Here is a 6,074-nt window from a genome sequence, read left to right as displayed (position 1 = left end):
CTCAACGAGAGATCCGGTGAAATTTTAATACCTGTGAAGATGCAGGTTACCCGCGACAAGACGGAAAGACCCCATGGAGCTTTACTGCAGCTTGATATTGGATTTGGGTACGATCTGTACAGGATAGGTGGGAGCCTTTGAAGCATGAGCGCCAGCTTGTGTGGAGGCGACGTTGGGATACCACCCTGATCGTATCTAGGTTCTAACCTGGTACCGTAATCCGGTACGGGGACAGTGTCAGGCGGGCAGTTTGACTGGGGCGGTCGCCTCCTAAAGAGTAACGGAGGCGCCCCAAGGTTCCCTCAGAATGGTTGGAAATCATTCGAAGAGTGCAAAGGCATAAGGGAGCTTGACTGCGAGACCTACAAGTCGAGCAGGGACGAAAGTCGGGCTTAGTGATCCGGTGGTACCGCATGGAAGGGCCATCGCTCAACGGATAAAAGCTACCCTGGGGATAACAGGCTTATCTCCCCCAAGAGTCCACATCGACGGGGAGGTTTGGCACCTCGATGTCGGCTCATCGCATCCTGGGGCTGAAGTAGGTCCCAAGGGTTGGGCTGTTCGCCCATTAAAGCGGTACGCGAGCTGGGTTCAGAACGTCGTGAGACAGTTCGGTCCCTATCTGTCGTGGGCGTAGGAAATTTGAGAGGAGCTGTCCTTAGTACGAGAGGACCGGGATGGACGTACCGCTGGTGCACCAGTTGTTCCGCCAGGAGCATGGCTGGGTAGCTACGTACGGACGGGATAAGCGCTGAAAGCATCTAAGCGTGAAGCCCCCCTCAAGATGAGATTTCCCAGTATGTAAGACCCCTTGAAGACGACGAGGTAGATAGGTTGGAGGTGGAAGTGCAGCAATGCATGGAGCTGACCAATACTAATCGGTCGAGGGCTTATCCAAAAAATACCCCAAAAAGTGAAGCGAAGCTTTGGAGCAACGCCGAATACTTTCTGGGGACCCCGATACCACATCGGGTGAATGCTACGGAGTCTAATGTGCTGCAAATATCGTTTCGTATCTAGTTTTCAGGTGATCAATCACTTGAATTGAATATTGTTCCCTGATAGCTCAGTTGGTAGAGCACTCGACTGTTAATCGAGTTGTCACAGGTTCGAGTCCTGTTCGGGGAGCCATTTATGGAGAGGTGTCCGAGTTGGCCGAAGGAGCACGATTGGAAATCGTGTAGGCGCCAAAAGCGTCTCGAGGGTTCGAATCCCTCTCTCTCCGCCACTATTATTTTAAGCAAGGCCCGTTGGTCAAGGGGTTAAGACACCTCCCTTTCACGGAGGTAACAGGGGTTCGAATCCCCTACGGGTCACCACTTTCTTTAATGCATCAGAGGATGAGAATCCTTTCTTAAAAAACACTTGCTTCTTATATCAGATTTTGGTATGATAAAAGTCGCTTTGTTACGGAGGCTTAGCTCAGCTGGGAGAGCATCTGCCTTACAAGCAGAGGGTCGGGGGTTCGATCCCCTCAGCCTCCACCATGATTTTTCACCATTGCAGCAACCCTTTTAATGACGCGGGGTGGAGCAGTTCGGTAGCTCGTCGGGCTCATAACCCGAAGGTCGTAGGTTCAAATCCTGCCCCCGCAACCAATTTATATCGCAATAGCGATAGTGCCTCGTGGAACTGTGGTGTAGAGGCCTAACATGCCTGCCTGTCACGCAGGAGATCGCGGGTTCGAATCCCGTCAGTTCCGCCATTTTTACAAGTTTCATAGATGACTTTGGGATGAGATGCGTATCCGATATGGGATTCGTCAAAGTCCGAAATGAGCTCTATGGCTCGGTAGCTCAGTCGGTAGAGCAGAGGACTGAAAATCCTCGTGTCGGCGGTTCGATTCCGTCCCGAGCCACCATGTACCTTTTATAATTTTATACGCCGGTGTAGCTCAATTGGTAGAGCAACTGACTTGTAATCAGTAGGTTGGGGGTTCAAGTCCTCTCGCCGGCACCATTCTGGAGGATTAGTGAAGTGGCTAAACACGGCAGACTGTAAATCTGCTCTCTTCGAGTTCGGTGGTTCGAATCCATCATCCTCCACCAGTTTTTAGGGGCATAGTTTAAAGGTAGAACAGCGGTCTCCAAAACCGTTAGTGTGGGTTCAATTCCTGCTGCCCCTGCCAATCGAATCAATTTATAGTACAATATGGCGGTCGTGGCGAAGTGGTTAACGCACCGGATTGTGGCTCCGGCACTCGGGGGTTCAATTCCCCTCGATCGCCCCATATTACAAAATCATATTGGGGATTAGCCAAGCGGTAAGGCAACGGACTTTGACTCCGTCATGCATAGGTTCGAATCCTATATCCCCAGCCATTGATTTTATGTTTGCGGACGTGGCTCAGCGGTAGAGCATCGCCTTGCCAAGGCGAGGGTCGCGGGTTCGATTCCCGTCGTCCGCTCCATTTTTATTTCTGGCGCCATAGCCAAGTGGTAAGGCACAGCTCTGCAAAAGCTTTATCCCCAGTTCGAATCTGGGTGGCGCCTCCATAACAAACATATGTGCCCTTAGCTCAGCTGGATAGAGCGTTTGACTACGAATCAAAAGGTCAGGAGTTCGAATCTCTTAGGGCACGCCATTGTGTAAGCCGGTGTGGCGGAATTGGCAGACGCGCGCGACTCAAAATCGTGAGGGAAACCGTGGGGGTTCGAGTCCCTTCACCGGCATCAATCAAAAGGAATGTAGACGATCAACGTCTGCATTCCTTTTTTTGTTGTCTCTCCATCGATGCATCCACACGACAAGTCCACTCCCAATCGCAGCTGCTGAAGTCGTTCTCCTGTAGATCGATGTTCCTTCAATAAGTGATACGGTAACAGGAGTGTGTTCGTTCACGGATGTAACGCAAAAACTGCAGACCAGTGCAGGGGTTGGACGTAGGTCTATAGGAAGCCCCGCCTTAGGTCTAGGTCCAAAAACCGTCCACAGGCCGTTTTAGTCAAACTCGAAATTACCTAGAATAGAGTCATAAGGTTGAACAAATGAAACAACGATCAAACAACAGAAAGGCGGTGTATAAATGAGGAATTCAAAAGGCAATGGAATGAGTATCCTGTTGATTGGTTTAGGGATCTTGGTTCTTCTGGGAGTATTCGGTCCTCTGCTTGGATGGTTGTTCAGTCTTCTAATTCCGATACTGATGGTTGCTTTGGGATATTACGGAATTCGAAGAGGCAATACCTTGATGGGATGGATCATTCTCGGTATCGGGATCATCTGGTTGATGGGTAAACTGTCTTGGCTGATCGGTCCGATCCTTGGTGTCATCTTAATCATCTACGGAGTGTCCCGATTGAAGAATGGAAGACCCCGTTATTGATAAGGAACCACTACATTATATAACCTGCATAAACAACAGATCAGATCATGATAGATGAGGAGGGCTAAGCCGATATGAGTGTTTTCCGGCGGATAAGAGACATAACCGTAGCAACATTGAATGAAAAGCTCGAGCAGAGCCAGGATCCGGTTCGATTGATTGACCAGTTCCTACATTCAACCAGACAGGACATTGCTGAGGCCGAGAAGCTGCAGCAGCAATGCCAAGTACATTCCAGACAGCTGAAACAGCAGGTGGATCAAGCGGAAACCATGCGATTTAAACGCGAAGAGCAGGCACTGCTTGCCTTGAAGGCCGGCGAAGAGCATCTTGCCAAGCTGGCATTGCAGGAGAAGCTGATTTATGAGGAAAAGATTGAACAGTATCAAGGCCTGTTATCCTCAAGCCTGGAGTCGTTGAAAGAAATCGAGGAGCAGCTCGGTGAGCTGCGGATGGAATATCAGACGGTCTACAGCAAACGCCAGTATTATGTTGCCCGAGTGGAAACCCTTCGTCTTCAGCAAAAAATGAATGAACGTACGGGATCCTATGGCGGGGGTCATGATGTACCGAAGATGTTCAATCGCCTCGAGGACCGTATCAGCGACTGGGAACTGGAAGCCAGAAGCCTTCGCGATTTACGCCGCATGGGGCAGGAATACATGGATCAGGCTGGAGAATCCGTCTCCACGGTATTGGAAAAGGAACTTGCCCGCTTGAAGCAAAAGCTGAATAACAGCGGAAAGGAGTAACCATGACAAGATTGTACCGTTCCACCCGAGACAAGATGTTCACAGGGTTGATCGGCGGTATATCCGATCATTTCGGAGTCGAATCTACCCTACTTAGAATCATATTTGTAGTCAGTATCTTTTTCACAGGCGGTACAACGCTGTTGATCTATCTGATTGCAACCCTCGTCGTTCCTAAAGAGCCGTATTATCACGATCCGTACGGACCGCAAGGAAGACATGGCGGCGGATACCGTTACAACGACCATCCGGGCCCGGGGCCAGGCTACAACAGCTACAATGACGCTTATGGACGTCATCAAGGCTACCCTAATCCTAATGAGCATGGAAGCTTTGGTCCCAAATATGACCGTCCCAACGGCACAAGAACGAACGCGTCCACCGATTCCGATCTGGATGCGATGATGAAGGATATTGAAAGAAAAGCCATGCAAAAAGAAATCGAAGAATTGAAGAAAAAACTTTCGAACTATGAGAAGGGAGATAAATAACATGGGAGTATTTAAAAGAATTAAGGATATGACGAAAGCATCGGTGAACGAGCTGCTGGATAAAGTGGAGGATCCGATCGTAATGCTGAACCAGTACCTGCGCGACATGGAGGCAGAAATTCATGAAGCAGAGGTAACGGTTGCGAAGCAAATGGCAAATGAGCGTCGCATGAAGCAGCGCGTCGATGAGGCTGTGAAGATGGCGGCACAACGTGAAGCTCAGGCGGAATTGGCTCTGAAAAACGGTCAAGAAGAAGTGGCTCGCAAGCTGCTTGAAGAAAAGATCTATTTCGATCAAAAAGAAACCGAGTACGTGGAACTGCACCTGCAATCCGAGGCTCAAGCGAAAGAGCTTGTTGCTCAGCTGCATGAAATGAAAGACGAGTTCTACAAAATGCGCAACAAGCGCAATGAGCTTGTAGCTCGCGCTCAAATGGCGAAAGCGAAGAAGCAAATGTCTCAAGTGAGCAGCCTGCATACCATTGAAAGCGGCAGTGCTTCGATGGGCTTCCACCGCATGGAAGAAAAAATCATGCAAATGGAAGCTGAAGCTGATGTGCTTCGCGCACCATACCGCCCTAACAACGCAGCATACACAAGTCCAGTGGATGCTGAGAAGCAACTGAAGGTGGATGAGCAGCTGCAAGCGTTGAAAAACAAAATGGGGAAATCCTCGAAATCCGAGTAATTCCTCAGCAAGTCAGCAAAATAAGAACAAAGCGTATTCGAATACCGTGTTCATATGATATGCTATACGAATGAGATTGTCGTATAGTACAGGCAAAGCCATACAGTGGGGAACATCTCACTGATATGGCTTTTCCGAGCTTATATCTTGGTCATCAAGGAGGTGCGACATGGACAGAAACCGCTGGATAGCAGTAGGTTTAATCAGCTTGGGTTTTATTATGCTTTTCGGCCGATGGTTTGGTTTCTTCACCATTGTCGCCCTATTGCTCATCTTCGCGGGCGTCCTTCAGATCAGGCAAGGCCATGTGAAGAAGGGGTACATTCTGCTCGGCGTCGGAGCCGTGCTGCTGCTGCTCGAGCATCTTATGTTGATTATTGGCGTCAGTTTGATATCGCTGGGTATTTTCTACGGCAAGTCCAAACGGGCCCATACCACGACCAGATATATTCAGAAGCAGAACTTTATGTCCAACTTTGACTGGGACCGTGCACCCTGGGTGATGCGCAGCTTGAGCGTGTGGCATGTGCTCGGGGAAGCAGATGTGGATCTGTCCCTGGCGCTTCCCGAGGAACGCCAAACGGTGCTCATGTTCCACGGAATGCTCGGTGATATCGATCTGATGATCCCGGACTATTACGGGGTGGAGATCGAAGCATTCATCTTGTTTGGATCGATTCATATGGACGACCGGAAGGAAACCGGCATATTGAACCGAGTGAAATATCAATCGCCCAATTATGAGACCAGCGAATATAAAATGAAATTTATCGTTTCTTATTTAGGCGGAGATTTGAATATAAGAATGACATAATAAA

The 6,074-nt window shown here is 49.3% G+C and carries 5 protein-coding genes, 16 tRNA genes and 1 rRNA gene (1 of these 22 running past the window's edge); all 22 read left to right on the top strand.

Going from position 1 to position 6,074, the window contains the following annotated elements; translation table 11 throughout:
* Positions 1-898, top strand: a 23S ribosomal RNA gene (locus MHI43_RS27920) (it extends 2,030 nt beyond the left edge of the window).
* Between the two features lie 157 nt (positions 899-1,055).
* Positions 1,056-1,131 (top strand) — tRNA-Asn (locus tag MHI43_RS27915).
* A 5-nt stretch (positions 1,132-1,136) separates the two neighbouring features.
* A tRNA-Ser gene (locus MHI43_RS27910) sits at positions 1,137-1,228 on the top strand.
* A gap of 16 nt (positions 1,229-1,244) precedes the next feature.
* Positions 1,245-1,319: transfer RNA gene (locus MHI43_RS27905), tRNA-Glu, on the top strand.
* Between the two features lie 92 nt (positions 1,320-1,411).
* A tRNA-Val gene (locus MHI43_RS27900) sits at positions 1,412-1,487 on the top strand.
* A gap of 34 nt (positions 1,488-1,521) precedes the next feature.
* Positions 1,522-1,598 (top strand) — tRNA-Met (locus MHI43_RS27895).
* 30 nt (positions 1,599-1,628) lie between these two features.
* Positions 1,629-1,705: transfer RNA gene (locus MHI43_RS27890), tRNA-Asp, on the top strand.
* Between the two features lie 80 nt (positions 1,706-1,785).
* Positions 1,786-1,861: transfer RNA gene (locus tag MHI43_RS27885), tRNA-Phe, on the top strand.
* A gap of 22 nt (positions 1,862-1,883) precedes the next feature.
* Positions 1,884-1,959, top strand: a tRNA-Thr gene (locus MHI43_RS27880).
* Positions 1,960-1,963: 4 nt separating this feature from the next.
* Positions 1,964-2,048, top strand: a tRNA-Tyr gene (locus MHI43_RS27875).
* Positions 2,049-2,054: 6 nt separating this feature from the next.
* A tRNA-Trp gene (locus tag MHI43_RS27870) sits at positions 2,055-2,128 on the top strand.
* Positions 2,129-2,154: 26 nt separating this feature from the next.
* Positions 2,155-2,230: transfer RNA gene (locus MHI43_RS27865), tRNA-His, on the top strand.
* Between the two features lie 16 nt (positions 2,231-2,246).
* A tRNA-Gln gene (locus tag MHI43_RS27860) sits at positions 2,247-2,321 on the top strand.
* A 14-nt stretch (positions 2,322-2,335) separates the two neighbouring features.
* Positions 2,336-2,410: transfer RNA gene (locus MHI43_RS27855), tRNA-Gly, on the top strand.
* A gap of 11 nt (positions 2,411-2,421) precedes the next feature.
* Positions 2,422-2,495: transfer RNA gene (locus MHI43_RS27850), tRNA-Cys, on the top strand.
* Between the two features lie 12 nt (positions 2,496-2,507).
* Positions 2,508-2,584: transfer RNA gene (locus tag MHI43_RS27845), tRNA-Arg, on the top strand.
* 8 nt (positions 2,585-2,592) lie between these two features.
* Positions 2,593-2,672, top strand: a tRNA-Leu gene (locus tag MHI43_RS27840).
* Positions 2,673-3,025: 353 nt separating this feature from the next.
* Positions 3,026-3,325, top strand: coding sequence for a hypothetical protein (locus MHI43_RS27835; RefSeq protein ID WP_009591410.1), 300 nt, complete (start codon positions 3,026-3,028; stop codon positions 3,323-3,325).
* A 74-nt stretch (positions 3,326-3,399) separates the two neighbouring features.
* Positions 3,400-4,077, top strand: coding sequence for a PspA/IM30 family protein (locus tag MHI43_RS27830; protein ID WP_009591432.1), 678 nt, complete (start codon positions 3,400-3,402; stop codon positions 4,075-4,077).
* Positions 4,078-4,079: 2 nt separating this feature from the next.
* A complete protein-coding gene (locus MHI43_RS27825) occupies positions 4,080-4,568 on the top strand; it encodes a PspC domain-containing protein (RefSeq protein ID WP_036665039.1) in 489 nt (162 codons plus the stop codon).
* 1 nt (position 4,569) lies between these two features.
* On the top strand, positions 4,570-5,256 hold the full coding sequence (locus MHI43_RS27820; RefSeq protein WP_015737448.1) for a PspA/IM30 family protein: 687 nt from the start codon (positions 4,570-4,572) through the stop codon (positions 5,254-5,256).
* 169 nt (positions 5,257-5,425) lie between these two features.
* A complete protein-coding gene (gene liaF, locus MHI43_RS27815) occupies positions 5,426-6,070 on the top strand; it encodes a cell wall-active antibiotics response protein LiaF (protein WP_036665041.1) in 645 nt (214 codons plus the stop codon).
* Positions 6,071-6,074: the final 4 nt, after the last annotated feature.

Source organism: Paenibacillus sp. FSL H8-0457 (assembly GCF_038051935.1).
GTDB classification, from domain to species: Bacteria; Bacillota; Bacilli; order Paenibacillales; family Paenibacillaceae; genus Paenibacillus_AQ; species Paenibacillus_AQ lautus_A.
Note: the sequence above shows the minus strand (reverse complement) of the source record. Positions and strands in the feature narration are given on the sequence as shown.

What these genes read in the sequence shown, in the direction of transcription:
- MHI43_RS27835 (WP_009591410.1), top strand. Translation starts at nt 3,026, where the DNA reads ATGAGGAATTCAAAAGGCAATGGAATGAGTATCCTGTTGATTGGTTTA.
- MHI43_RS27830 (WP_009591432.1), top strand. Translation starts at nt 3,400, where the DNA reads ATGAGTGTTTTCCGGCGGATAAGAGACATAACCGTAGCAACATTGAAT.
- MHI43_RS27825 (WP_036665039.1), top strand. Translation starts at nt 4,080, where the DNA reads ATGACAAGATTGTACCGTTCCACCCGAGACAAGATGTTCACAGGGTTG.
- MHI43_RS27820 (WP_015737448.1), top strand. Translation starts at nt 4,570, where the DNA reads ATGGGAGTATTTAAAAGAATTAAGGATATGACGAAAGCATCGGTGAAC.
- liaF (WP_036665041.1), top strand. Translation starts at nt 5,426, where the DNA reads ATGGACAGAAACCGCTGGATAGCAGTAGGTTTAATCAGCTTGGGTTTT.